This window comes from Nocardioides sp. NPDC057577, from assembly GCF_042801335.1.
Taxonomy (GTDB): domain Bacteria; phylum Actinomycetota; class Actinomycetes; order Propionibacteriales; family Nocardioidaceae; genus Nocardioides.
This window is the reverse complement of sequence record NZ_JBHVGB010000040.1, coordinates 1-22356: the sequence shown is the minus strand read 5'-3', so window position 1 is coordinate 22356 and position 22356 is coordinate 1. Positions and strand designations below refer to the sequence as shown.

Sequence of the window (22356 nt, the reverse complement as noted above, 5' to 3'; positions counted from 1 at the left end):
CAAGAGGCACTAGGGCAAAGGCCCGGTCAGATAGCCCTGGACCACCGGTGCGTACGTCGCCACCAGCGTCTCCGCAGGCGCCGAGGCGAGCGGCTCGATCTGAGCGACATAGCGCAGCACGACGATCCCGACGAGCTGCGAGCCGACCAGGGCCATCCGCCGCTCCGGCTCATCGAGGTCGAGGGCCTCGCTCACCGGCCCCAGGATCAGCCGGCCGAACGCCTCCGGCACCAGCGCCTTCCCCTCCGGCTCGAAGATGCTGCGCACCAACGCCATCAGCGGGAGCCGCGACTCCTCGTCGTCCCAGACGCTCAGCAGCAGCCGCACCAGGCGCTCCCCCGCACGGTCCCGCCCTTCGGCGGTGATCGTCGGCGCGATCACGCGCGGGTCGACCCGCAGCTCCAGCGAGGCGACGAAGAGATCCTCCTTGGTGCCGAAGTAGTGGTGCACCAGAGCGGAATCGACACCGGCGGCGGTCGCGATCCCGCGGACGGAGGTCGCGGCGTACCCCTGCTGCGCGAAGCGCTGCCGCGCCACCGCCAGGATCGCCGCGCGCGTGTCCGGCGAACCGGGTCTGCGCCCTCGCCGCGGCGCCGTGGTGCTCATGGAAGCACGCTAACCCGACGACGACAGCTCGGGGCGAGGCTCCGTCCGGCGCAGCCACGCGGCCGGCCGGCCGACGAGCCATTCGAGCGGTCCGGTACGACCCCACGCGGTGACGAGCGCGCCGATCGTCATCACGACCAGCACGTGGAAGACGTACGTGTCGGGCGTCTCCCGCGGCCAGACGGCATCGGTCTTCATCACCACGTGCAGCGTGTAGAGGGTGAGGGTCATCGTGCCGGCACCGAACAGCACCGCCATCCCGGTGCGCCACCGGTCCGGCAGCCGCAGCGCGATCATCTGGCACGCCCCGATGACGAACATCGAGCTGCCGATGGTCTGCGCCAGGTCGAACGGCGTGGTCGAGTGGGGCGCCACGACCAGCAGCCATTGCCAGCCGCCGTCGACCGGCGTCTGCCCGTAGAGACCCTGGCTCATCGCGGTCAGCGCCCCGTCGATGTCCGTCCCGGGATAGCTCCGCAGCAGCACCTCGGCCACCGACGGCAACCGGGTCAGCTGTCCCGACAGCCAGGTGGCCGAGACGGAGATGATGACGCCGCCCGTCCAGAGCATCGAGACCACGAGCCGGTTGCGCAGGTCGAGCCGGCCGATGGCCATCCCGATCAGCACGTAGGCCAGCCATGGGACGGCCGGGTAGTAGCCGGTGAAGAGCAGCTCGGCGAGCAGCCGGCCCGGCTCCAGCAGCTGGGACGGCTCCGGGCTGGCGAACTGCCGCGGCGGCAGCAACGGACGGATGACCTGCGACAACAGCGGCCCGACGACGATCCAGACCACGCCGAGAAGCCACAACCACCGCGCCCGCAGCCCGAGGAACGGGATGGCGAGCAGGAACAGCATCCCGTAGTAGGTCAGGATGATCGCGATGTTGGTGCCGAGCGACCCGAGCACCAGCCCGAGGGCAGCGATCAGCACGGCCCGCGCGACCAGCCCCAGCGACCGTGACGCGAGCACCTGCCCCCGCACCGGCGTCTGACGTCCGGTCATCAGCGCCAGGCTGACCCCGGCGAGCACCGCGAAGAGCGCCGCGGACCGGCCCCCGGCGACGGCCTGGATCCTGGTCAGCTCCCCGGACGCGTCGACCGGGTCGAGCACATGCGTCGCCATCATCCCCAGCAACGCCAGGCACCGCGCCACGTCGACGCCGACGAGGCGCGTCGAGAGGCGATCGGACAACCGATCCGTCGGCGCGGACATCGCCCCCAGAGTAGAGATATCTCACGTACGCCGTGGCTTCACCCACCCACAACACCTGCTTTACCGTGAGAACGATGTCCGTCGATGCCTCCCTGACCCGCCCATGGGTCGGGCACGATGCCGGCAGCAGCGGCTATCGCCGGATCCTGATCGGCCTCTTCGCCGCCGGGATCGCCACGTTCGGGCAGATGTACTCCACCCAGGGCATCCTCCCCACCGTCGCGCACGCGCTCGAGGTCAACGAGGCCTCCGCCGCACTCACCGTCTCCACCGCGACCCTCGGCCTCGCGGTCAGCGTCCTCGGCTGGTCGTGGGTCGCCGACCGCATCGGCCGGGCGCCGGCGATGAAGATCGCGCTCTCGATCTCCCTCGTCCTCGGCCTGCTCACCCCGCTCGCCCCCGGCTTCAGCACGCTGCTCGTCCTGCGCAGCCTCGAAGGTCTCGCGCTCGGCGGCGTACCCGCCCTCGCGGTCGCCTATCTGGCCGAGGAGATCCACGTACGCCACGTCAGCCTCGCCGCGGCCATCTACATCTCCGGCACCACCGTCGGCGGCCTCCTCGGCCGCGTCATCACCGGCCCGTTCGCCGACCTCGGCGGCTGGCGCCTGGGCGTCACCGCCGGCGGCGTCCTCTCGGCGATCGCCGCGATCATCGCGATCACCCTGATCCCACGCGCGCAGGGCTGGGTCCGACCGGCCGGCAGGCCGACCACATCGGTACGCGAGGGAGTGCTGGCCAACCTCCGCGACCCGGGCATGCTCGTCCTCTACGGCCAGGCAGCGCTGCTGATGGGCGGGTTCGTGGCGACGTACAACTATCTGGGGTTCCGCCTCGAACGCGAGCCCTTCGGGCTGCCGGTGGCGATCTCGAGCCAGATCTTCTTCGCCTATCTCGGCGGCACCGTCTCCTCATCGGTCGCGGGTCGGATGGCCGCCACCCACGGGCGGCGAAAGGTCATGCTGACCTGCGTCGTCATCACGATCGTCGGCGTCGTGATGACCTTCCCCGACAACCTCGCGATGGTCCTGACCGGCCTCGTCGTACTCACCACCGGCTTCTTCGGTGCCCACGGCGTCGCCAGCGGCTGGGTCGGCGCCCGTGCGCGGGTCGGGAAGGCCCAGGCCAGCGCCCTCTACAACCTCTTCTACTACGGCGGCTCGAGCCTCTTCGGGTGGCTGCTCGGCTACGCGTACGTCGTCGGCTGGTGGGGCGTCGCCACCGCCGTCCTCGCCCTCGCCCTGACCTCGCTCACCTGGTCCTGGCTCGCCGCCCACGACTGAAGCTCACCGTCGGGGCGGGCTCAGGGCTGGAAGTGCTTGCGCGCGAACTCGAGCGACTCGCGGAGGTCGGCGACGCGCTCCTCGCGGGAGTGGGCGCGGCGGGTGCTGATCTCCAGCACGATCTCGCCGTCGAAGCCGGAGGCGGCGAGATGGCGCAGGAAGCGGTCGGCGCCCATGTGGCCGCGGCCGGGGACGAGGTGCTCGTCCTTGGCCGAGCCGGTGCCGTCGGTGAGGTGGATGTGCCGCAGCCGCGGGCCGAGCCGCTTCGCCATCTCGATCACGTCGTCGCCGGCGATCGCGGCGTGGGAGAGATCGATGGTGGTGTTGGCGTACTCCTCGGTCGAGGGGTCCCAGTGGGGCAGGTACATCGGCGTCGAGCGCTTGGCCGCCCGCCACGGATACATGTTCTCCACGGCGAACCGCAGCCCGGTCGAGCGCTCCAGCCTGGCGATCCCCTCCACGAACCCGGCCGCGTACTCGCGCTGCCAGCGGAACGGCGGATGTACGACCACCACGCCCGCACCGACCTCGGCGGCCATCTCGGCCGACCGCTCGAGCTTCCCCCAGGGCTCGAAGCCCCAGACCTGCTGGGTGAACAGCAGCGTCGGCGCGTGGATCGCGACGACCGGCAGGCCGTAGTGCTCGGCGAGCTGCTTGACCGCATGGGTCTGCTGCGACAGCGCGTCGATGCCGACCATGATCTCGACGCCGTCGTAGCCCACCTCCGCGGCGTACGCGAAGGCGTGAGCGGTCGACTCGGGAAAGGTAGAGGATGTCGACAGCGAGATCATCGCGGGGCCTCCTAGTCGGACCTTCCAACATCGGAGCTGCCGATGAAGGACAGGTGGTCGAGACGGTCGAGGATCAGGCCCTCACGCAGCGCCCACGGGCAGATCTCGAACGCAGGCAGGTCGAAGATGTCGAGGCACGCCTCGGCGACCAGCGCACCGGGCACGATCTGATGGGCCCGCGACGGGCTGACCCCGGGCAGCTCGGAGAGCTCCTCGAGCGACATCTCCAGCAGCTTGGGGATCCAGCGCTGCAGCTCGGCCAGCTGCAGCTGACGGCGCACGCGCAGCCCCTCACCGCTCGGCGCGGCACCACAGATGCGCGCCAGCGAGCGGAACGTCTTCGAGGTCGCCACCGCCATGTCCGGGTGGCCACCGCGCAGGATCTTGCCCGCATCCTCGGCGATCGAGGCCCGGATCATCCGGCGCAGCTCACGCAGCTCCTCCTCCGCGGGCCGGTCACCGAAGTAGCTGCGGGCGAGCCGGCCGGCTCCCAGCGGCAGCGACCAGGCGACGTACGGCTGCTCATCCAGTCCCGCCGCGATCTCCAGCGACCCGCCGCCGATGTCGAAGACTGCGAGCCGACCGGCGGACCAGCCGAACCAGCGGCGTACGGCCAGAAAGGTCAGCCGTGCCTCGTCGTCGCCGGGCAGGACCTCGATCTCGACCCCGGTCTCGGCATGTACGCGGTCGAGCACCTGCTGCGAGTTGCCCGCATCGCGCACCGCCGAGGTGGCGAACGCCAGCATCTCCGAGACGCCCTTCTCCTCCCCGACCGACACCGATTCGCGGGTGAACGCGGTCAGCGCCTCGATCCCGGCCTCGGTCACATCTCCGGCCTCGTCGAGGTGCTCGGCCAGCCGCAACGGCTGCTTGAACGAGTACGCCGGTAACGGGGCCGCCCCGCCGTGGGCGTCGACCACGAGCAGGTGTCCCGTGTTCGATCCGATGTCGAGTACGCCCAAACGCATAGGTTCGACTTTAGTGGCTCGCCGTCCCCCACGCGGAACTCCTGTGCACGGACGAGGCACTACCAGCGATCGCGCTGGCACTCCGTCGATGGGGCGGCCCGCTCGAGATCACCGTGGTCGATCATCGTCCCGATCTCTGCGTCGCCTTGGGACCAGTGGCCGGGCGCCGCCTCAGGCTCGGGTCGCCCGTCACCGTTCAGTGGTCGGCGGTGGCCACAGCACGCTCGGCAGCCGGGGCTGCGGCGGGCGCGGTGGGCTCGCCGATCCGGGCGTTGACAGCCCCGGCGATCACGACGACGAGCGCGGCGACGGCGGGCAGGACGAGTGCCGCCTCGGTGCCCCAGCGCTCGGCGACGTTGCCGGTGATCGCGGAGGCCAGCGACTGGCCGAGGATCACCGCGGAGCCGAGCATGGTCATCACGGTGGCGGACCGGCCGACCGGGCTGCGACGGGCGCCGAGGCCGTACTGGGTGACCAGGGTCGGCCCGATCCCGAGGCCGACGACGAGCAGCGCGAGCACCATCCCGGTCACCGACGACACCCCGGGCAGGGCCAGCGCACCGGCGAGCATGACCCCGCCGAAGACCAGCCAGCGCGCGGCCGAGGTGAAGCGCGCAGGGAAGAGGGCGACGCCCAGCGCCAGCGCGGCCGATCCGACGCCCATCGCGGCGTAGACCAGACCCGCCTCCTCGGGGCGCCCGTGGTCGCCCATGAACGCGGTCAGCGAGGTGAGCATCGAGCCGAAGAAGAGGCCGACGCCGAGGATGCCGACCACGATGACGACCACACCCGGACGGGCGAGCTCACGCACGGACCCGGCGGCTGGCGTACGTCCGGCAGCGGCCTGCGCAGCCGCAGCGCTCGGGTGGAGCGCGAAGGCCGAGACGAAGACCAGGGTGAGTGCCGCGGCGGCGACGACCGGGGCCCACGGGTCGATCGTGACGGCGAGGACGCCCGCGACGACCGGCCCGACGATGAAGACGATCTCGTCGGCCGCCGACTCGTAGGCCATCGTCGAGTCGAGCACCCGGACGCGGCGTGCCGGCGCGACGCACGCCGAGATGATCGCCACCAGTCGGGACCGCGACAGCGGCGCGATCTGCGGAGCGGTCGCACCGACCAGGAACGCCACCGCCAGCACGGCCGCGTCCGGCAGCGGGCTGTAGACCACCCAGGCCATCGCGCCCAGCGCCGCGCTGCTGGCGACGCTGATCACCAGCAGCACGCGGCGCTGGCCGAACCGGTCGACGGCGGCACCGAGAAGCGGGCCGCACGTCGCGGCGCCGATCCCGACCATCGCCGAGTTCAGACCCCCGAGCGCCAGCGAGCCGCGGCCCGCGACGACCAGCGTCAGCACCCCGACGACCATCATCGCGTACGGCATCCGCGCGACCAGCGCGAGCGGGAAGTAGGTCCCTCCGACGGCGCGCACGCGACTCTGCTCGCGCTGCTCTGACATCTCTTTCGAACCTCCCGCTGCGAACCGCGGCTCAGTGCCGCCTTGGTCCGCCGGCGGGGCCAGCGCGAGGTGATACACGATGGAAACGAAGCAGTCGCTTCGCACCTACAAGAATACGCCGCCCGCCCCGCCCATCCGGAATCCCCGGAACGTCTTCTCCGTCACGGTTCGAGATCGGTCACCCCGTGGCCGCTGAGGATGTCGAACGGCACCGAGACCTGGTCGTGGACGATCACCCAGATGCCGTCGACCTTCCGCAGCCCGTAGGTGACCCGGACCCACATCCCGGTCGTCGCGACCCCGTTCTTCATGGTCCCGCTGAGCCGGCCGAAGGCGTACCCGAACGCCACGTCTCCACCGATGGTCAGGGTCAGGTCCCGGAGCTCGTAGTCCACCTTCTCGAAGACCTCGAAGACCCTGGCCCAGTTCGCGAGCTTCGCCTCGATCCCGACGTGCTGGAGCGGCGGCTCGACGTCGAAGGAGACGACGTCGGGGGCGTACGGCTCCCGCAGGGCGTCGAGGTCCTTGGCGCGCAGTCCCTCGATCACCTTCCCGATCTGCTGCCGGATCGCGGCCTCCTCGTGGGCACTCATGACCGACCTGCCTCGGCCCCGACGAGGGTGCCGTCGCGCAGCGGCGCGAGCGCGGTGCTCCACGAGACGACCTGGTCCAGCGTGGCGGTCAGCGCGACGGCGTGCCGGTCGCCAGGCACGAAGGTGGTGTGGTCCTCGAAGTCGGTGAACAGCGAGATCTCCACCGGACGGCTCACGTCGGCCATGCCGAGCGTCCCGCAGACCGTACGCAGCTGGGCGACCGCTCGAGCACCGCCGCTGACCCCATAGGAGACGAACCCGACCGCCTTGTTCGTCCACTCCGCGCAGGCGTGATCGATGGCGTTCTTCAGGACCCCCGGCATGCCGCCGTTGTACTCCGGGGTCACGATCACGAACCCGTCGAACGGGGCGATCCGCTCGGCCCAGTCGCGGGTGTGCTGGTTCGCCGACGGCCCGAACATCGGCGGCACGGGCTCGTCCAGGTGCGGGAGCGGGTGATCGCGCAGATCGATGAGCTCGAAGGCCGCGTCGTCGCGGCGCGACGCGAGGTCGTGGACCCAGCGGGCGACCTGCGGGCCGTTGCGATTGGGACGGGTGCTGCCGAGGATGATGCCGATGCGGGTCATCTTCCGGACTCCTTACTGTCGTGGGTCTGTCGCCCCTCCGACGAAGCAGGCGTACGGAATGTCAGATCGGTTTGTCAGGCGGTCTCACAGATCGGGTCGCTGTTTCGTCGGATCGGTTGTAGACATGCAGACCGAAGGAGCCGCCATGTCCGACCCGCACCTCGCCGAGGTGATCAGCGAACGTCGCCAGCTGATCAACCTCGCCTACCGGCTGCTCGGCTCGCTCGCCGAGGCCGAGGACGTGACGCAGGAGACCTACACCCGCTGGTACGCCCTCTCCGACCGGCAGCGGGACGCGGTCAAGAACCCCGGCGCCTGGATGACGACGGTCGCCAGCCGGATCTGTCTCGATCTCCTCGGCTCGGCGCGCGCCCGGCGTGAGCACTATGTCGGCGACTGGATCCCGGAGCCGGTGCCCGGCGGCTGGCTGGACGGCTCCGCTCCGGCCGATCCCGCCGACCGGGTCACCCTCGACGAGTCGGTCAGCATGGCGTTCCTGGTGGTGCTCGACTCGATGACCCCCGCCGAGCGGGTCTCCTTCGTCCTGCACGACATCTTCCGCTACACCTTCGCCGAGATCGCCGACGTCGTCGGACGTACCCCGGCCGCCTGCCGCCAGCTCGCCTCCCACGCCCGCCGCCGCATCGACACCTCGCGCGACCACTCCAGCGCCGAGCGGGAGGATCTCGTCCGGAGCTTCAAGCAGGCGTGGGAGACCCACGACATCGAGGCCCTCGTCGGCCTGCTCGACCCGCAGGCGATCGCGACCGCCGACGGCGGCGGCCTCGCCCTGGCCTTCCTCGAGCCCATCAGCGGCGCCGAGCAGATCGCCGGCGCCTGGATGGAGATCGCCGCCCGCGCCCCGGCGGTGACGCTGCGGGAGTGCGAGGTCAACGGCCAGCCCGGCCTGGTCGGCCAGGTCGACGGCGCCACCGTCTCGGTCTACGCCTTCGACGTCGCCGACGGCCGTATCACCCGCATCTGGGCCGTACGCAACCCGGAGAAGCTGCGTCCGTGGACGGCCTGATGAACCCGCGGCCCGGCCACGTGCGCTGTCCCGGCACCCAAGCCTGGATCTCTGACGCGCACCGGGTTCAGCGCAGCGGCTGCCACTCCGACCACTCGAATTCAACGCCAAGAGCGACCATGAACTCCTCTGGAGCCGCCTCGGCATCGGCCGCGACGGCGAGGCTGAGGAGGTCGGGCGAGTTGTGACCGCTGCCAATCATCGCGACTTCACCTGATTCAATCTGAAAGGCAGCGATCTCTACCTCTAGGCCGTCGAAGTCCACGACGTCGAACGTGAGCCCGGCAGACGCCAGATCCGCTTTGCTGACCTTGAACGCTGCGACCTCTCCCCACCTCACCTGGTCGACATCCGCCCACGTGAGCGCTACAACTCGGCTCACCAAGCCCCCTACGTTGCCTCGTACGTGGTCTCACGCCCTCGTCCACCCGACACCACAGTCGCCATCCTCTTCTCGCGCAAGGCGGTGAGGGCGCGACGCACCACCGTCGGAGACAGACCGGTGCGCTCAACGAGGTCAGCCACTCCGACCTGACCGCCCTCGATCAAAGCTGCCAGGACTTGCTGCTGTTTTGCGCCGATCAGTTCGACCATCGTCGTGGGTGGGCGTGGATCCCTGTGCCTCGTCGCCTTCACGATGGCGGTGAACTGAATTCCGGTGTCGACAAAAGTTGGACGGGGAAGACCCTGATCATCGAGCTCGGCGTTGACTCGGATAAGACCTGACGCCAAGGACTCGACGACTCGGACACCGCCAGGCGCGGAGACGTTGACGCCGAGAGCAACCAGCTTCGCGTTCCTGGATCGGCTGATCGCCTCGCGACCAAGCCGTTCAACCGTGAGTCCGTAGAGACCACCGGGGTTGGTGATCACCAGGCGATCTCGGTAGATGCGCAGGTGGATCGCGATTCCCTCCGACCAGGGCGCCAGATCTCTGTGGACGAGCGCATTACCGACCAACTCGCGTATCACCGAAACCGGGAACGCAGGTACGTCCCTGAGATGACCATCCGGCCCGGAGACCATGGCGTAGTCGACATTCTGCGCTACCCAGTCCACTGCGGAAGCGAGCATGCGTGGGATCGAGCCACTCAGAGACTTCGCATTTCGGAACGAGCCATCGGGCTCAACCCGAGCGACGTGCACCACGAGTCGAGAGAACCAGGTCTGGGGATACTCGCCGAGCATCATCAAACCCGCCACCGTCAGCTCGCCGGCGCCGGTGACGACTCCACCATGCCTGAGCAGGGCCTCGTCATCGAACCGACCCAATCCGCCCGGGTCTTCCCGCCTCACTGTCTCGCTCCAAGCAGCCACAGCAGACGCCTCGAGATCAGAGACCGACGTACCCGGGACCGGGGCGATGTCGAAGTGCGGGGCGGCACGGTTGCTCAGGAATCCCTGTCGCTCGAGGTCAGAGAGTTGGAAATCGCCGTCATAGCTGCGCACCCATGCCTTGCCCGTCACGTGAGTGCAGGGCTTGAAGGCAGCGTCACACTCCCCGACCTCTGCGATGACGACGGGCTTGGAGTCGACCACGGCATCGGAGATCGAGATACGTACGTGGGGGGTGAAGTCCTGGGCCTCGTTTCCGAGTCGCTGCTTGAGCTTCTGAACGTCGTAGACGCCCGTGGGTGCGAACCCGCGTCGCTCGTCGAGGCCGAACACGATCGCGCCGCCTCCCGGCGTGTTGGCAAGAGCCCCAAGGGACTCCAACGTCGTCGACGGGTAGCCGCCGGCAGCAGACTTGACCTCGATGGCAGCCGTGTCGCCTCCGGCGAACCTGAGCGTGCGCAGGATCTCCTCGATATCCATTCGTGCCTTCCGAAAGACAAAAGTACGTCAAATGCACCTCAAATGTACCCGGCGACGTACATTTGAGGTGCATTTGACGTACGCACGTGCGTCGCCTCCCCGAAGACACAGTCATGCGGGCCGGCCACGCCTCGCGACGTAGGCTTGCCCAGTGCCTGAGGTACCCCTGGATTTCCCACGTGCGTGGGTGGAGTTCGTCAATCCCGACGACCCTGACGAGCGGATGCGATGTGACCTGACCTGGTTGACGTCGGCCTACTCCTGCATCTTCGGCAACGGCTGTCCGGGGATGTTCAAGAGCTCCCCGGACGTGGGGTGCTGCACGCTGGGGGCACACTTCGCCGACGAGGAGGACGAGGCCCGGACGGCGAAGTTCGTCGCCGAGCTGACCCCCGAGGTCTGGGAGCAGCACCCGGGGCGCAACGTGGGGACCGACGACTGGGTCGAGCTCGACGAGGACGGCGAGCGGAAGACCCGCGTAACGGAGTTTCGCGGGCAGGAGTCCTGCGTGCTGGCCAACCGGCCGGACTTCTCCGGCGGTTCAGGGTGTGCGCTCCACATCCTGGCCGCGAAGGAAGGCCGGGAGCACTTCGAGACGAAGCCGGACGTGTGCTGGCAGCTGCCGATCCGACGTACGTTCCGCGACGTCGAGCTCACCGACGGGACGACCTACACCGAGGTGACGATCACCGAGTACGACCGGCGTGGCTGGGGCCCGGGCGGCCACGACCTGGACTGGTACTGCTCCGGCAACACCGAGGCCCACGTCGCCGTCGAGCCCGTCTACCTCACCAACCAGGCCGAGCTGACCGAGCTGATGGGCAAGGCGGCGTACGCCGAGCTCGTCCGCCACTGCGAGGCGCACGTCCGGTCGAGGTCAGCGTTGGCCCTCCATCCCGCCAGCCCTCGCTGAGCGGGACTGAACCCCTGGCTGTATCTCGACATCAAGAGATAGTGACCCTGGATTGGTCTCTCTCTCAGCGAGAGTTCAGAATCGTTACATGCGCCTGGACCATGTTTCGTACGCTGCAGGACCCGATGGCTTGGTACAGACCGCCAAGCAGCTCGGTGAGCTGCTCGGCCAGGAGTTCGTCGACGGCGGCGTCCACCCCCGCTTCGGCACCCGCAACTACATCCTTCCGATGCGTGGCGGCCTCTACCTCGAGGTCGTCGAGGCACTCGAGCACCCGGCCAGCGACAAGGCCCCGTTCGGGCAGGCCGTCAAGGCCCGCTCCGCCCTCGGTGGCGGCTGGATCGGCTTCGTGATCGGCGTCGACGACATGACCCCGATCGAGGAGCGGCTCGGCCGCAAGGCGGTTCCCGGCAACCGGCACCTCCCCGACGGCCGCGAGCTCCACTGGCAGCAGATCGGCATCAACGGCCTGATCGCCGACCCGCAGCTCCCCTACTTCATCAAGTGGGAGACCCCCGATCTCCACCCCGGCAACGCCGGCTCCGACATCACCCTCACCGACCTGGAGATCTCCGGCGACCCCGAGCGGGTCAAGGACTACCTCGGCGATGAGCTGAAGGAGCGGGTCGACCCGTGGACCGGCAAGCCCGCCGAGAACGTCCACATCGACTGGGTCGCCGAGCACGGCACCCCCGGCCTGCTGGCCGCCAAGTTCGTGACGCCGCGCGGCGAGGTCCGGATCTGACCAGGCTCGACCTGCCGGGGGCGACGGGAGCGATTCCGTCCCCCAACATCTGGAACCACACCGCGACGTACGAGATCGAGAACCGCGCCCTCGACCCGCACGGGCGGCTCTGGGCCGCCATGGCCGAGACCGCGCCGTGGGCCGGGCGCGACGTGCTCGACCTGGGCTGCGGGACCGGGTTCTACCTGCCGAAGTTCGCCGAGACCGCCCGCACGGTCACCGGCATCGAGCCCCATCCGGATCTCGTGACGTTGGCCCGGCGGCGTACGAAGCGACTCCCGAACGTCACCGTCCACAACGGGATCGCGCAACAGCTCCCGCTGCCGCCGGCCTCCGTCGACGTGATGCACGCCCGCTGGGCCTACTTCTTCGGCCCGGGCTCCGAGCCGGGGCTCGGCGAGCTCGACCGGGTGATGCGCCGCGGCGGCGTGGCGATGGTGATCGACAACGACGGCTCCCGGTCGAGCTTCGGCGCGTGGTTCCGTCGCGGCTACCCGAAGGTTCCACCGCCGGAGGAGCAGGAGCGGTTCTGGTCGATGCACGGCTGGACGCGGGTCCCCGTCGAGATGGACTGGTCGTTCAGCTCGCGCGCGGACCTGGAGGCGGTCGTACGCATCGAGTTCGACGCCGCCACGGCCGCCACGATCCTGGAGGAACACCGGGGGACGTATGTCGACTACGCGGTGAACCTCTGGTGGAAGCGCTTCTGATCAGCAGAGCTAGAGCCTTGTCGCGACCTGAACCAGCGTGGCCAGCGCGAGCGAGCGGCTGTGCTGCGGCCAGGCGATGACCGTGGTGACCTCGGGCGCGCCCAGGACCGGGACGGTGGCGATGCCGTGATGCTGCTCGGCGCGCGCGGACTCCGGCAGGACCGCGTACGCCCGGCCGAGCGCGATCAGCTGGTAGAGCTGCGTCGAGTCGCGGACCTCCGGACCGGCACCGCCGGCCTTGCCACCGCCCGACGGCCAGCGCATCGGCGGGACGTCGGGGATGTCGTCGAGGTCGGCCAGCCGCAGGTGTGAACGGGTCGCCCACGGGTGACCGGAGGGCAGCACCGCGACCTGTCCCTCGGTGAGCAGGTCCTCGCTGTCGAGCCCGTCGGTCGAGTCGAAGGGCCGGTGCAGGAGAGCTACGTCGGCACGGCCGTCGCGCAGATGCGGCCCCTGCTCTCCGATGCCGCAGAGGGTGACCTCGACCTTCACCGAGCCGGGCTCTGCGGCGTACGCGTCCAGCAGCTTGGTCAGCAGCTCGGTCGCGGCACCTGCCTTCGAGACGAGGACCAGGCCGGGGTCGTCGCCGCTGCCCGTGGCGCGGCGGGTGCGGCGCTCGGCGGCATCGACCGCGTCGAGCGCGGCGCGGGCCTCGGCCAGGAGCACCCGGCCGGCGTCGGTCAGCGAGACGCCGCGGCTGTTGCGCTCCAGCAGCGGCCCGCCCAGGCGTCGCTCGAGCTGGCTGATCGCGCGCGACAGCGGCGGCTGGGCAATCCCGAGACGCACCGCCGCGCGGCTGAAGTGCAGCTCCTCGGCGACCGCGACGAAGTAGCGAAGCTCCCGGGTCTCCATGGCCCCAACCCTACTCCGACCTGGAAACATACCCGATCGGTATAGGTGGCCACCGAGGTGATATTGGAGTGTTCTGCGGTCCCTGACCAGGCTGGAGACATGAGCGAGAACACGATCGCGCTGGTCACCGGCGCCAACAAGGGAATCGGCTACGAGATCGCCGCGGGCCTCGGTGCGCGCGGCTGGAAGGTCGGCGTCGGCGCCCGCGACGACGGCCGCCGGGAGGCCGCGGTGGAGAAGCTGCGGGCCAACGGCGTCGACGCCTTCGGGGTGCCGTTGGACGTCACCGACGACGCCGGCGTCGCGGCCGCAGCCCACCTGATCGAGGAGGTGCACGGCGGCCTGGACGTACTCGTCAACAACGCCGGCATCACCGGCGGCATGCCGCAGAACCCGACCGAGGTCTCGATCGATCAGATGCGGGCCGCCGTCGAGACCAACGTCTTCGGCGTGGTCCGGGTCATCAACGCGATGCTGCCCCTGCTTCGGCGGTCAGCGGCGCCGCGGATCGTCAACATGTCCAGCGGCGTCGGCTCCCTCGCCCGGCAGACGGCGTCGGACGACCCGCTGGCCGTGGGGCCGATCTCGGGGGCGTACAGCCCGACGAAGACCTACCTCAACGCCGTCACGATCCAGTACGCCAAGGAGCTGCGTGACACGAACATCCTGATCAACCTCGGCTGCCCCGGGTTCGTGGCCACCGACCTCAACGGATTCCGCGGCGTACGCACTCCCGAGGAGGGCGCCCGGATCGCGATCAGCCTCGCGACCCTGCCCGACGACGGCCCGACCGGCGGCTACTTCGAGGACGCCGGCCTCATTCCCTGGTGATTACATTCACGCGAAATCCAAGTACACGACGTCAAAGAAGGCCACTCTAGGGAGCGACTCGGGTCCTCTCGGACCTCTCGGAAAGATAAGGAGCTCCACAGATGCGCCTCACATCACGTCCCGGGCGTCGCCTCGGCACGGTCATCGGTTCTCTCCTCGTCACGTTGGCGACCAGCCTGGTCGCCATCACCTCCACGGCCGCCCCCGCCCACGCCGACGCCTGCTACACCTGGAGCGGCACCCTGCAGCAGGGGTCCACGGGCAACGCGGTCACCCAGCTGCAGATCCGCGTCGCCGGATGGGCGGCCTCCGGCACGATCTTCTCCATCGACGGGTCCTACGGTCCGGCGACGACGACCGCGGTCCGCAACTTCCAGGCCGCCTACGGCCTCTCGGCCGACGGGGTCGCGGGGACGAACACGTTCAACAAGATCTACGCGCTCCAGGACGACGACTGCACCCCGGTCCACTTCGCCTGGAGCGAGGTCGACGACGTCTGCTACGGCGGCTGGCCGACGCCGATCTCCGGGGTGACGGTCGCCCAGGTCAAGGCCAACCTCATGCAGGCGATGTGGCGGGCCGAGGCGATCCGGCACCGGCTCGGCGACAACCCGCTGCGGGTGACCTCGGCCTACCGCTCGAGGGCATGCAACGACGCCGTCGGCGGCGCCTCCAACAGCAACCACCTCTACGGCCGGGCCATGGACCTGGTGCCCGGCAGCAGCGCGACGACCATGTGCGGCATCGGGCGTGCCTCACGCCAGTCGTTCCCGCAGGTGCTCGGGCCGGGCTACCCCGACCACAGCGACCACATCCACCTCGGCATCCAGTCGAGCGTCTTCCACAGCGCCTCGCAGTGCTTCTGACCCACTCAGGGTGACTCGGTGAGCTGGTCGGGATCGGCATCGGTCCCGACCAGCTCGCGGAGCTTGTCGTTGACGTCCCAGATACCGACGTTCATCCCGGCGGTGACCGTCTCACCGTCTCGCCAGTAGGCGATGAACTCATCGCCGTCGACGTTGCCGCGGAGGAGCACCTCGTCCTCGGGCGCGGAGCGGCCGACGTACTCCATCGAGAACTCGAACTGGTCGGTGAAGAAGTAGGGCTGCCAGTCGTAGGCGCCGTCCTTGCCCAGCATCGACCGGGCCGCCAGCCGGCCCTGCTTGATCGCGTTGTCCCAGTGCTCGACCCGCAGCGGACCGAGCACGGTGTGCTTCGCGAGCGCGACGTCACCTGCCGCGAAGACCCGAGGATCAGACGTACGCAGCCGCTCGTCGACCACGATGCCGTCGCCGACCTCGAGGCCGGCGTCGGCGGCCAGCCCCGTGGCCGGTGCCGCACCGACGGCGACCAGGACGATGTCGGCGGGGACCTCGCCTTCGCTGGTGCGTACGGCTCCCGGCTCGATCGACTCGACGGTCGTCCCGGTGCGGACCTCGACTCCGTGCCGGACATGGAGGTCGGCGACGTGCTCGGCGAGGACCGGACCGAGGACGTTGAGGAGCGGCTGCGCGGCCGCCTCGAGCACGACCGCCTTCCCGCCGAGCGCGGTCACCGACGCGGCGACCTCGAGCCCGATCCAGCCGCCACCGACCGTGACGACCCTGGTGCCGGGATCGACCGCGTCCTTGAGGCGGCGAGCGTCCTCGACGGTGCGGAGGGTCCTCGCGTTCTCGATGCCGGGGATCGGCGGCGTCTTCGGGTCGGCTCCGGTGGCCAGGAGCACCTGGCCGAACGGCAGGTCGTCACCGTTGTCGAGCGTGACGGTGCCGCGGTCCAGGTTCAGGGCGGTCGCGGTGATGCCGGTGAGGACGGTGACGTCCTTCTCGGCGAACCACGCCTCGTCGTGGGAGAGCTTGAACTCCTTGGCGCCGGAGAGGAAGTCCTTGGAGAGCTGCGGTCGCTCGTAGGGCAGCTCCGGTTCCTTCCCCACCAGGGTCAGGCGGCCGGCGTACCCCTCGTCGCGAAGGGCTTCGATGGCGCTGACTGCCGCGAGACCAGCACCGATGACGACGATGTCGTTCGTGTCCTCAGTTCCCATGAGGCCATCGTCGCGCGGATCGGCACTTCTATGAAGACCCTCGCACGGTCAGGACGGGTTTCAGCATCACGCCGGGCGCGGCGTAGGAAGGGGTGGCGAGCAGCTCCTCGAGCGCCTTGACCAGCTCGCGCGCCGCCTCCTCCAGCGGAGGACGTACGGACGTGATGCCCGGCGGCACCGTCTGCGCGACCTGGGAGTCGTCGAAGCCGACGACCGCGATGTCCTCGCCGAGTCGGAGCCTTCTCTCGAACAGGGCGTGGAGCACGCCCATCGCGAGCGTGTCGGAGGCGCAGACGAGCGCGGTGGGCTCGGTCTCGTCGAGGATCGCGTCGGCGGCGGCCTTGCCGGAGCTGATCGAGTCCTCGGTGCGCGAGGCCAGGCCGGTGGTCGAGAGGCCGTGGGTGTGCATCGCGTGGATCCAGCCGCTTCTTCGCTCCTCACCGAGAAGCGAGTCCTTGTGCCAGCCGATCCAGGCGATCTTCGAGTGGCCGCGCTCGATCAGGTGCTCGGTGGCGATCTCGGCGCCGTAGGCGAGGTCGACGTCGACCCAGGGATGCTTGGCGTCGGGCTGGGTCCACGGACGCCCGAAGGAGACGAACCGCGCGCGCCGCGACTGCAGCCAGGTCGTCTGCTGGCCGCCGAGGTGGGTGTCGGTGACGACGAACGCGTCGACCGCGGTCGACCGGAGCAGCTCGTCGTAGCCGTCGAGCGGGTCGGCGGGGTCGCCGTAGAAGAGGAGTACGTGGTAGCCGGTCTCGGCCGCGGCCTCGACGAAGGTGTGCACGAACCGGTCCATCATCGCGTTGGCGGTGCCCTCCTGGAGGGCGGGCATCCGCAGGCCGATCAGGTGGCTCGCTCTGGTCCGGAGGCTCCGGGCGGCGCGGTTGGGCTGATAGCCCAGCTTGTCGATCGCATCCTGCACCCTGGCCAGGGTGTCGGCGCGCAGCAGATCGGGGTTGTTGACCGCGTTGGAGACCGTCTGGCGGGACACGCCGGCCAGCTCAGCGACGTCCGCCAGGGTCGGCGGAGCGGCCGATATATGACCGCCGGAACGCGGCACCGCCACGCTCTGCCTCCCTTGATGCCGACGTGGAACTCTGGATCGTTCCAAGACATGGTAACGAAGGCCGGGCTCTTGGGACGCTTTCGCCCCTATATCGGTCTCAGCCTGCTTCGTTCGGGACGATCCTCGAAACCAACTCAGGTCTCGACCCGCTTCGCTCACCCGGCTGCGCTCGCTCGACCTCCTCCCGTTGCGCCCCCGCTCGTGCCTCGCGGGGACGCAGGCTCGGATGTCGGTGCCGTGGTCTAAGTTGCTGGCCATGGCTACCGCACGCTCGTCCAAACGCGCCACCTACCGCTGCTCGGAGTGCGGGTGGGAGACCGGGAAGTGGGTCGGCCGCTGCGGCGAGTGCCAGGCGTGGGGGTCGGTCGCCGAGGCGGCCGCTCCGATCGGACGTACGCAGGCAGCCCCCGTTTCGACCGCAGCGGTGCCGATCGGGACCGTGTCGGTGACCGAGTCGGAGCGGCGTACGTCGGGAGTGCCGGAGCTCGACCGGGTCCTCGGCGGCGGGCTGGTGCCGGGAGCGGCGATCCTGCTGGCCGGCGAGCCGGGCGTCGGGAAGTCGACGCTGCTGCTGGAGGTGGCGGCGCAGACGGCTCGCTACGGGCGCCGGGCGCTGTACGTGACCGGCGAGGAGTCGGCCTCGCAGGTGCGCCTCCGCGCCGATCGGACCAACGCGATCCAGGACGAGCTCTACCTCGCCGCCGAGACGGATCTCGGCGCCGTGCTCACCCACATCGAGGAGACCCGGCCCGACCTGATCGTGGTCGACTCCGTGCAGACCATCGGCGCATCGGGTGTCGAAGGCGTTCCCGGTGGGGTGACCCAGGTGCGCGAGGTGGCGGCGGCGCTGATCCGGGTGGCCAAGACCCGCAACATCACGACCGTCGTGGTCGGCCACGTGACCAAGGACGGGGCGATCGCCGGGCCGCGGGTGCTGGAGCACCTGGTCGACGTGGTCCTCCACTTCGAGGGCGCGCGCGACTCGAGGTTCCGGATGGTGCGGGCGATGAAGAACCGCTTCGGCCCCGTGGACGAGGTGGGCTGCTTCGACCTGTCCTCGGACGGCATCGTGGCGGTCACCGACCCCTCGGGACTCTTCGTGGAGACCCACCACGTCTCGGTCCCCGGCACGTGCGTCACCGTGACGATGGAGGGTCGCCGGCCGCTGCTCGCCGAGATCCAGGCGCTGACCGTGCTGGGCGCGGAGGAGCGCGCGAAGCGTACGACCTCGGGGTTGGACGGCTCCCGGCTCGCGATGATCCTCGCCGTGCTGCAACGCCACGCGAGGGTCGGCCTCTCCGGTCGCGACGTGTTCGCCTCGACCGTCGGCGGGGCCCGGATCAGCGATCCGGCCGCCGACCTGGCGATGGCGCTCGCGGTCGCCTCGAGCCACACCGGCACACCGACGCCACGCGGGGTGGTCGCGCTCGGCGAGATCGGTCTCGCCGGCGAGCTGCGTCGGGTGCGAGATCTCGACCAGCGACTCTCCGAGGCGGCGCGGCTCGGGTTCACCGTCGCCGTCGTCCCGGCCGACCCAGGGGCGCCGGTGCCCAACCGCCCCAATGAGCGCGAAGTCGACGGGATGCGTGTCTTTGAGGTGCACAGCATCAGTGCTGCGCTGGAATTCCTCCGCTTGGTGTGATCGGCTTGGTGACTCGTGGCCGAACGTTCTCGGCGTTACGGTTGGATCCACGGCTAGAATCGCCCCATCCCACTCCGAAAGGATCCCCGTGCCCGCCGACCGCACCGCGGACTCCATCCGACTGCGCGAGACGCTTGCTTTGATCGCGCCCGGAACACCGCTGCGTGACGGGCTCGAGCGGATTCTCCGCGGCCGCACCGGCGCGCTGATCGTGCTCGGCCACGACAAGATGGTCGACGGCATCGCGACCGGTGGCTTCACGCTCGACGTCCCGTTCACCTCCACCGGCCTGCGTGAGCTCGCCAAGATGGACGGGGCGATCATCGTCGACGACTCGCTGAGCCGGATCGTCCAGGCCGCCGTCCACCTGATGCCCGACCACACCATCCCCTCGACCGAGACCGGCACCCGGCACCGCACCGCCGACCGGGTCGCGAAGCAGACCGGTCGCCCGGTGATCTCGGTGTCCCAGTCGATGCAGATCATCGCTGCGTACGTCGGGGAGACCCGCCACGTCCTGGAGGACTCCGGCCAGATCCTCTCCCGCGCCAACCAGGCGCTGGCGACCCTGGAGCGCTACAAGCTGCGCCTCGACGAGGTGGCCTCCACCCTGTCGGCGCTCGAGATCGAGGACCTGGTGACCGTGCGCGACGTGGCCGTCGTCGCCCAGCGCCTGGAGATGGTCACCCGCATCGCCCGCGAGATCGAGGACTACGTGCTCGAGCTCGGCACCGACGGCCGGCTGCTGTCCCTCCAGCTGGAGGAGCTCATCACCGGCGTCGACGCTGAGCGCGAGATGGTCATCCGCGACTACCTCCCCCGCGGCCGGCGCGCGCGTTCGCCCGAGGAGCTGCTGGCCGAGCTCGAGGCGCTCAACTCCGCCGAGCTCGTCGACCCCGCCGCGACCGCCCGGGTCCTGGGCTTGACCACCTCCGACGCGCTCGACGGCGCCGTCGCCCCGCGCGGCTACCGCCTCCTCGCCAAGGTCCCCCGCCTCCCACCCGCCGTCGTCGACCGTCTCGTCGACCACTTCGGCACCCTCCAGAAGCTCCTCTCCGCCAGCGTCGACGACCTCCAGGCCGTCGAAGGCGTCGGTGAGCTCCGCGCCCGCTCCGTACGCGAGGGCCTCTCCCGCCTCGCCGAGTCCACCATCCTCGAGCGCTACGTCTGACCCCTGCCGAAGCGTCGCCCGCGTCGGCCGAAGCGTCAGCTAGGACGGCCGAGGCGTCAGTTACGTCGGTCGAGGCGTCAGCTAGGACGGTCGAGTTGGCAGCCGGTGACGTCTCGGGCGACGCGGGTGACGTCTCGGCCGACGCGGGTGACGCCTCGGCCGACGCGGGTGACGCCTCGGCCGACCGGGGTGACGCCTCGGCCGACCGGGGTGACGCCTCGGCCGACGGGGGTGACGGCTCGGCTGTTAGTTGACCGGGGAGTCGGGTTCCGTACGCGACAGGGCGGTGCCCGGCTTGTAGAGGCCGAAGGTGGCCGATGACGGTTCGCCACCGAGGGCGGCGGCGACGATCACGAAGAAGTTCGGCTTCACCCACGGGCCGTGACCGGTGCACTCGCCCGCGACGACACGTCGGCCGCTCCAGGTCAGGGGCAGCGTGGTGACGACGTCGCGGCGTACGACGATCTCCCTGGTCGGCACGGCCTTGGCGCAGTCGACCGTCGACCAGACCAGGTCGCCGCCCTTCTGCGAGATCCGCACCTGGAGCGCGTCGGCGGACAGCTTCCAGGTGCAGGCAGAAGCCTTCACGGTGCGCAGCTGCAGCGGGATGGTGACGTTGTCGTAGGAGTAGGCGTCGGTGACGGCCGGCTCGACGATGATGTCGGAGGGCGAGCACTCGCCGGTCGGCTCCGGCGGCGCGCTGCTCTTCGGCTTCTTGGGCTTGTTGCCGCCCTGGTTGCCGCCCGCGTTGCCTGCTTCCTTCGACGGCTTCGCGCTGGGCGTCGGCGTGACCGTCACCGTCGCCGTGGGTTCGTCGGCCACAGGTGTTGCGGTGTCATCCGCGCCGTCGGAACCACTGAAGAAGAACCGCGAGATCCCGACGATCAGGAGCAGGACGATGCTGAGCACCGCCAGCCGCCGGCGCCAGTAGACCGAGGCCGGTAGCCGTCCTCCAGTCCTTCTCGAGCGGGCCATAGGCGACACCGTAATGATCCGGTGCGCAGGTTTCGGGGTGCCACTCCGTGCCATACCTGTCGCACGGCACAATCTGGGTGTGACAGTTCTCCACGACGCCGTCCTGGACTGGTACGACGCCAATGCCCGCGACCTCCCGTGGCGCTCCGCGACCGCGACACCGTGGTCGGTGATGGTCAGCGAGTTCATGCTCCAGCAGACCCCGGTCTCCCGCGTGCTCCCGGTCCACGAGGCCTGGATGGAACGCTGGCCGACCCCGGCCGACCTGGCCGCCGAGCCGACCGGCGAGGCCGTACGCGCCTGGGGCCGCCTCGGCTACCCGCGTCGGGCGCTACGGCTGCACGCCGCCGCCACCGCGATCGTCGAGCACCACGGCGGCGAGGTGCCGGCGATGTATGACGAGCTGATCGCACTCCCGGGCGTCGGCGACTACACCGCGGCGGCGATCGCCACCTTCGCATACGGCAAGCGGCACGTGGTCCTCGACACGAACGTACGCCGCGTCCTCGCCCGGACGCTGAGCGGAGTCGAGTTCCCCGCACAGTCGGTCAACAAGGCCGAGCGCGAGCTCGCCGCCGGCATACTCCCGCAGGACGAGCCGACCGCCGCGACGTGGTCGGTCGCGGTCATGGAGCTCGGCGCCCTCGTCTGCACCGCGGCCAACCCGTCCTGCGCCAATTGCCCGGTCGCGGACCAGTGCGCCTGGCGCGCCGCCGGCCACCCGGCGTACGACGGCCCTCCTCGTAAGGTCCAGACCTGGGCTGGCACCGACCGCCAGTGCCGCGGCCGCCTCATGGCTGTTCTCCGCGACGCCGACTCCCCCGTGCACCGCAGCCGTCTCGACGTCGTCTGGTCCGACGAGACCCAGCGGCAACGTGCCCTGGAAGGCCTCCTGAAAGACAACCTGGCCACCGAGGTGGAACCAGACTTCTTCGCGCTCCCTTAACCAGCCGCCGAAACCGCAGAAATGGCGGACGAAACTCTACTTTCGTCCGCCACAACTAACTACTCGGCCGCCATTTCGACCTTCTCGGAAAAGGCAACGCCCCGGCCACTACGGCCGGGGCGTTGC

Annotated in this window: 24 protein-coding genes; 11 read left to right on the top strand and 13 right to left on the bottom strand. The window is 69.9% G+C overall.

The window, feature by feature from the left end; translation table 11 throughout:
- Positions 1–9: 9 nt before the first annotated feature.
- Positions 10–606, bottom strand: a complete 597-nt coding sequence (locus tag ACFU7D_RS11010; RefSeq protein ID WP_378725330.1) for a TetR/AcrR family transcriptional regulator — start codon at positions 604–606, stop codon at positions 10–12.
- 9 nt (positions 607–615) lie between these two features.
- A complete protein-coding gene (locus ACFU7D_RS11005) occupies positions 616–1818 on the bottom strand; it encodes a heparan-alpha-glucosaminide N-acetyltransferase domain-containing protein (protein WP_378866897.1) in 1203 nt (400 codons plus the stop codon).
- A gap of 74 nt (positions 1819–1892) precedes the next feature.
- Between ACFU7D_RS11005 and ACFU7D_RS11000 the strand changes: the two genes are divergently transcribed.
- Positions 1893–3098: an MFS transporter gene (locus tag ACFU7D_RS11000; RefSeq protein ID WP_378866894.1), complete on the top strand. Its 1206-nt coding sequence runs from the start codon at positions 1893–1895 to the stop codon at positions 3096–3098.
- A gap of 20 nt (positions 3099–3118) precedes the next feature.
- Here the strand turns inward: ACFU7D_RS11000 and ACFU7D_RS10995 are convergent, their stop codons facing one another.
- The 5 genes from ACFU7D_RS10995 to ACFU7D_RS10975 form a co-directional block, all read right to left on the bottom strand.
- Complete coding sequence (locus ACFU7D_RS10995; RefSeq protein ID WP_378866891.1) at positions 3119–3889, bottom strand: sugar phosphate isomerase/epimerase family protein; 771 nt, start codon at positions 3887–3889, stop codon at positions 3119–3121.
- Between the two features lie 11 nt (positions 3890–3900).
- Entirely contained in the window at positions 3901–4857 is a 957-nt protein-coding gene (locus ACFU7D_RS10990) for a Ppx/GppA family phosphatase (RefSeq protein ID WP_378725338.1), read from the bottom strand.
- Between the two features lie 196 nt (positions 4858–5053).
- Positions 5054–6316, bottom strand: coding sequence for an MFS transporter (locus ACFU7D_RS10985; RefSeq protein ID WP_378866888.1), 1263 nt, complete (start codon positions 6314–6316; stop codon positions 5054–5056).
- Positions 6317–6477: 161 nt separating this feature from the next.
- On the bottom strand, positions 6478–6909 hold the full coding sequence (locus ACFU7D_RS10980; protein ID WP_378866885.1) for a YybH family protein: 432 nt from the start codon (positions 6907–6909) through the stop codon (positions 6478–6480).
- Positions 6906–7496 carry an NADPH-dependent FMN reductase gene (locus tag ACFU7D_RS10975; protein WP_378866882.1) on the bottom strand — a complete coding sequence of 197 codons (591 nt, stop codon included), beginning with the start codon at positions 7494–7496 and terminating at the stop codon, positions 6906–6908. Before ACFU7D_RS10975 ends, ACFU7D_RS10980 begins: the two co-directional genes overlap by 4 nt.
- A 145-nt stretch (positions 7497–7641) precedes the next feature.
- Here ACFU7D_RS10975 and sigJ point away from each other — a divergent pair, with 145 nt between their 5' ends.
- Positions 7642–8523, top strand: coding sequence for an RNA polymerase sigma factor SigJ (gene sigJ, locus ACFU7D_RS10970; protein WP_378866879.1), 882 nt, complete (start codon positions 7642–7644; stop codon positions 8521–8523).
- A gap of 67 nt (positions 8524–8590) precedes the next feature.
- Here sigJ and ACFU7D_RS10965 read toward each other — a convergent pair whose 3' ends face one another.
- Positions 8591–8905, bottom strand: coding sequence for a hypothetical protein (locus ACFU7D_RS10965; RefSeq protein ID WP_378866876.1), 315 nt, complete (start codon positions 8903–8905; stop codon positions 8591–8593).
- A gap of 8 nt (positions 8906–8913) precedes the next feature.
- Complete coding sequence (locus ACFU7D_RS10960; RefSeq protein WP_378725348.1) at positions 8914–10338, bottom strand: ATP-binding protein; 1425 nt, start codon at positions 10336–10338, stop codon at positions 8914–8916.
- A gap of 151 nt (positions 10339–10489) precedes the next feature.
- Here ACFU7D_RS10960 and ACFU7D_RS10955 point away from each other — a divergent pair, with 151 nt between their 5' ends.
- The 3 genes from ACFU7D_RS10955 (at position 10490) to ACFU7D_RS10945 (ending at position 12706) form a co-directional block, all read left to right on the top strand.
- On the top strand, positions 10490–11251 hold the full coding sequence (locus ACFU7D_RS10955) for a hypothetical protein (RefSeq protein ID WP_378866873.1): 762 nt from the start codon (positions 10490–10492) through the stop codon (positions 11249–11251).
- Positions 11252–11339: 88 nt separating this feature from the next.
- A complete protein-coding gene (locus tag ACFU7D_RS10950; RefSeq protein WP_091045019.1) occupies positions 11340–11996 on the top strand; it encodes a VOC family protein in 657 nt (218 codons plus the stop codon).
- A gap of 119 nt (positions 11997–12115) precedes the next feature.
- Complete coding sequence (locus tag ACFU7D_RS10945) at positions 12116–12706, top strand: class I SAM-dependent methyltransferase (RefSeq protein WP_378866870.1); 591 nt, start codon at positions 12116–12118, stop codon at positions 12704–12706.
- Positions 12707–12715: 9 nt separating this feature from the next.
- On the opposite strand, the gene ACFU7D_RS10940 is transcribed toward ACFU7D_RS10945, so the two are convergent.
- Positions 12716–13558, bottom strand: coding sequence for a LysR family transcriptional regulator (locus ACFU7D_RS10940; RefSeq protein WP_378866867.1), 843 nt, complete (start codon positions 13556–13558; stop codon positions 12716–12718).
- Positions 13559–13657: 99 nt separating this feature from the next.
- Between ACFU7D_RS10940 and ACFU7D_RS10935 the strand changes: the two genes are divergently transcribed.
- Entirely contained in the window at positions 13658–14389 is a 732-nt protein-coding gene (locus ACFU7D_RS10935; RefSeq protein WP_378866864.1) for an SDR family oxidoreductase, read from the top strand.
- 101 nt (positions 14390–14490) lie between these two features.
- The gene (locus tag ACFU7D_RS10930; RefSeq protein ID WP_378866861.1) at positions 14491–15255 is read left to right on the top strand and encodes a D-Ala-D-Ala carboxypeptidase family metallohydrolase; all 765 of its coding nucleotides are present in this window, start codon (positions 14491–14493) and stop codon (positions 15253–15255) included.
- Between the two features lie 5 nt (positions 15256–15260).
- Here the strand turns inward: ACFU7D_RS10930 and ACFU7D_RS10925 are convergent, their stop codons facing one another.
- Both ACFU7D_RS10925 and ACFU7D_RS10920 read right to left on the bottom strand, forming a co-directional pair.
- Positions 15261–16430, bottom strand: a complete 1170-nt coding sequence (locus tag ACFU7D_RS10925) for an NAD(P)/FAD-dependent oxidoreductase (protein ID WP_378866858.1) — start codon at positions 16428–16430, stop codon at positions 15261–15263.
- A 28-nt stretch (positions 16431–16458) separates the two neighbouring features.
- Positions 16459–17496 (bottom strand): LacI family DNA-binding transcriptional regulator, encoded by a 1038-nt coding sequence (locus tag ACFU7D_RS10920; protein WP_378725360.1) that lies wholly within the window; start codon positions 17494–17496, stop codon positions 16459–16461.
- 256 nt (positions 17497–17752) lie between these two features.
- Here ACFU7D_RS10920 and radA point away from each other — a divergent pair, with 256 nt between their 5' ends.
- The 3 genes from radA (at position 17753) to ACFU7D_RS10905 (ending at position 20563) form a co-directional block, all read left to right on the top strand.
- Entirely contained in the window at positions 17753–19138 is a 1386-nt protein-coding gene (gene radA / locus ACFU7D_RS10915; protein ID WP_378725362.1) for a DNA repair protein RadA, read from the top strand.
- Positions 19139–19226: 88 nt separating this feature from the next.
- Entirely contained in the window at positions 19227–20309 is a 1083-nt protein-coding gene (gene disA, locus ACFU7D_RS10910; RefSeq protein ID WP_357336241.1) for a DNA integrity scanning diadenylate cyclase DisA, read from the top strand.
- Between the two features lie 95 nt (positions 20310–20404).
- Positions 20405–20563, top strand: coding sequence for a hypothetical protein (locus ACFU7D_RS10905; protein WP_378866854.1), 159 nt, complete (start codon positions 20405–20407; stop codon positions 20561–20563).
- On the opposite strand, the gene ACFU7D_RS10900 is transcribed toward ACFU7D_RS10905, so the two are convergent.
- Positions 20556–21284, bottom strand: a complete 729-nt coding sequence (locus ACFU7D_RS10900) for a hypothetical protein (protein WP_378725364.1) — start codon at positions 21282–21284, stop codon at positions 20556–20558. The two genes, ACFU7D_RS10905 and ACFU7D_RS10900, sit on opposite strands and share 8 nt — an antisense overlap.
- Before the next feature lie 73 nt (positions 21285–21357).
- Between ACFU7D_RS10900 and ACFU7D_RS10895 the strand changes: the two genes are divergently transcribed.
- Positions 21358–22230, top strand: coding sequence for an A/G-specific adenine glycosylase (locus ACFU7D_RS10895; RefSeq protein WP_378866929.1), 873 nt, complete (start codon positions 21358–21360; stop codon positions 22228–22230).
- Positions 22231–22356 lie beyond the last annotated feature (126 nt).